At 66.4% G+C, this 2,831-nt stretch carries 2 protein-coding genes; both read right to left on the bottom strand.

The genetic code is table 11. The annotated features are described in order from the left end of the window. Positions 1-76: 76 nt before the first annotated feature. On the bottom strand, positions 77-853 hold the full coding sequence (locus tag B4C31_RS07310; RefSeq protein WP_204386462.1) for a PucR family transcriptional regulator: 777 nt from the start codon (positions 851-853) through the stop codon (positions 77-79). A 68-nt stretch (positions 854-921) separates the two neighbouring features. After that, positions 922-2,826 carry a DUF6020 family protein gene (locus B4C31_RS07305; RefSeq protein WP_291531948.1) on the bottom strand — a complete coding sequence of 635 codons (1,905 nt, stop codon included), beginning with the start codon at positions 2,824-2,826 and terminating at the stop codon, positions 922-924. Positions 2,827-2,831 lie beyond the last annotated feature (5 nt).

Raw genomic sequence — 2,831 nt, 5'->3', positions numbered from 1 at the left:
GTCCAACAAACGGGGCGCAGTTCAGATCGCGGGGGTTTGTCATATCCGGGGCGTCCGGGAGCTGTACGGCCGTCGTTCAGCTCTGGGCGGCGTCCTTCATCAGGCCCAACGCGATGGCGGTCTGCAGTACGTAGCCCTCGCGCGGGTCGGTGGCGTCCCATCCGGTGGTTTCGGCGGCCCGCTTGAGCCTGTAGCGCACCGTGTTGGGGTGCACATTCAGTTCCTTGGCTGTGGTCTCCAGCGAATTACCGGATTTCAGGAAGGTCGAGACCGTGGCCAGTGTGGGATCGTCGGCATTGTCCCCCCGCAAGGAACGGTAGACCTCGTTCACCAACTCGTTGCGCGCGTCCTCGTCTCCCAGCAACGCTCGCTCGGGCAACACGTCGTCGGCCCTCATCGGCCGCGGCAGCGCGGGCACCGCGGCGGCCGCCGCCAACGCCGCCAGCACGCTGCGCACGCTGCGCTGCGCTCCCTCCACCCGGTGACGCACCGGCCCCAGACACAGCGGCAGCTGCGCGTGGAATGCGTCGGTCATGGCGGTGCAGGCCACCTCCGGCGTGACTGCGCTCTGCATCTCCACCAAGGCCACGCACCAGGTGCCGCGTACGCCGATGATGCAGTTGCTCCCGCCGAGATTGCGGATGGCCTCACGGATCAGCCGGGAGGAATCGCCGATGCCCTTGGCCGGCGTACCGGCCACGGTGAAGCAGGTGAAATCGTCTCGCCAACCCAGCACGCGCAGCAATGACATGACGCGGTCGTCGGCCAGGCCATCCGCCAGGCATTCGAACGCCACCGATTCCACACGCGCGTCGAGGGTGTCGCCCTCCCCGCCCCGCAGCAGCGCCAGCATATCGTCCGAGGCACCCTGACGGTGTTCGGACGAACGGCGATGCTGCGATAACGGCCAGACGGAAGGAGTCATGCTTCCACTGTATCCGGGTTCGGCGAATTCGGCGGCATGCCGTCCGCCGTGTGGCGCGACGCCAGGGACTCCCGCCAGAACGTCAGGCACAGGAAACCGAAGCAGAACGCCACGGGCAGCATATGCCGCTCGAAGTTGTTGGCCGGCGCGGTGATCATGACCCCCATCAGCAACGCCAGGGGAATATGCCAGGCGAGCGTGCGCCAACGCCGCAGCACCACTTCGGCCGCTCCGATCAGCAGCGTCAACGACACATACAGGTTGCCGTGCGTCAGCCATCCGAGCACCGGCACGGCGCCCCAATCCCGCGCGAACTGGGCGACCGACGTCCGCCAGTCGTGGCACCAGTCCTTGATCCACTCGGTCTGGTTCTGCACGTAGATGCTGTCCACGTAGTAATCCATCGAGGTGTACGGGCTGGCGGTCACATCGAAATAGCCGTAGCACTTGGCCAGCAACGCGTCGAGCGCAATCACCGGGTTGGCGGCCACGATCTGGGCCCACGCGGTGTTGAACTGCGCCATGTCCTCCTCGGTCACCGTGCGCCACTTATAGCTGACCTTTTTGGACTGGATGCCGGAGGACTTGACCGGGTCGGCGTCATCCTGACGGTATGCGTCCGCCATCTGGTCCAGGTTGAAGATCGGTTCCAGCAACTCCGCGGCGGATTCCGGGATGCCTTCGGGGTTGAGCTTGGCCACGCGCGCGATCTGCTGGAGTTGGATGCCGCGGCTCTCGATCGGATCGCCGTTGATGATCAGGCCGGATTGGATCATCAGCACCACGCCGCCGTGAATCAGCACGGTCGGCAGCAGCAGCGCGGTCACATAGACACGCCAGCGGCGACGGTCGGCGATCAGCGCCAGCAGGATCTGCAGCACGATGATGTACCAGGCGTACTTGGCGGAGATCAGCATCACGCAGGACGCCGCGGCGAACGCCATCCAGGATCGGGTTCTCAGCCGCCGCGCCTTGCCGTCCGGCATCAGCTCGCCACGGGTCATATGCAGCTCATACCACACGCCGAACCACCAGACGAACGAGAACGCGAACAGCGGCGACTTGGTCAGCGAGATCGTGGCGAACACCGCCAACGGGCAGACCAGGAAGAACAGGAGGATTACGAACCGTTGGAGTGCGCCCGCCGGTCGCGCCAGTCCCGTTTCGCGCAGGGCGTCGATGCCTTCGCCGCCGTCGGCCGGCCGCAGGAACGGCAGGTTGAAGAACCGGTTGGCGGTGGCCGCGCAGCAGAACGCGGCGAACACGAACTGGATCGCCGACAGCGCCACGAACCCGGCGTCGTTCGAGCCGGTGAGATACCGGGAGACGGCCGTGGCGGCGCCGTAGCACACGGTGAGCACGATGTTGTGCTGGTCGGTCAGATACGTCGGATCCTCGGGCCACAGATAATGCGCGGTCGGGTAGATGTCCATCGGCACGAACGAGAAGAACCCGATGTACGGCTGGTCCACGCCCAGCCACTGGTTCCACGCCCAGCTGAACTCGCGCGCCTGCGACCGCACGTCCGCGCCGAACGCGCTCAGCAGCGTCGTCGGCACCCACAGCCAGCCGATGAGCAGGATCAGGAACAGCTTCCACCAGCGGTCGGTGCCGCGCAGGATCATCCGCCGGCACCAGTCGCCGGCGTGCGCCACGGCTTGCATCGGCGCGGTCAGGGCCAGATGCACGAGCCGTCGTTTGGCGGCGACGGGCAGCGGCGGCAGGATCCGCCGACGCCTGGCCCAGCGGACCAGCAGGATCACAATGCCCAGATACGCGGCGAAGGAGACGAGGAAATAGGCGGTGTTGGCCCAAGACCAGTCGGCGATCGACCCCTCGACCCAGTACAGCGGCCCCACGGCCGTGCACAGCGCCATCCACAGGCAGGCGAATCCCGCCAATCCCC

This window comes from Bifidobacterium sp. UBA4282 (assembly GCF_002394995.1).
Taxonomy (GTDB): Bacteria; Actinomycetota; Actinomycetes; order Actinomycetales; family Bifidobacteriaceae; genus Bifidobacterium; species Bifidobacterium pullorum_B.
The sequence above is the reverse complement of the archived record's forward strand: the minus strand, read 5'-3'. Positions and strand labels throughout refer to the sequence as shown.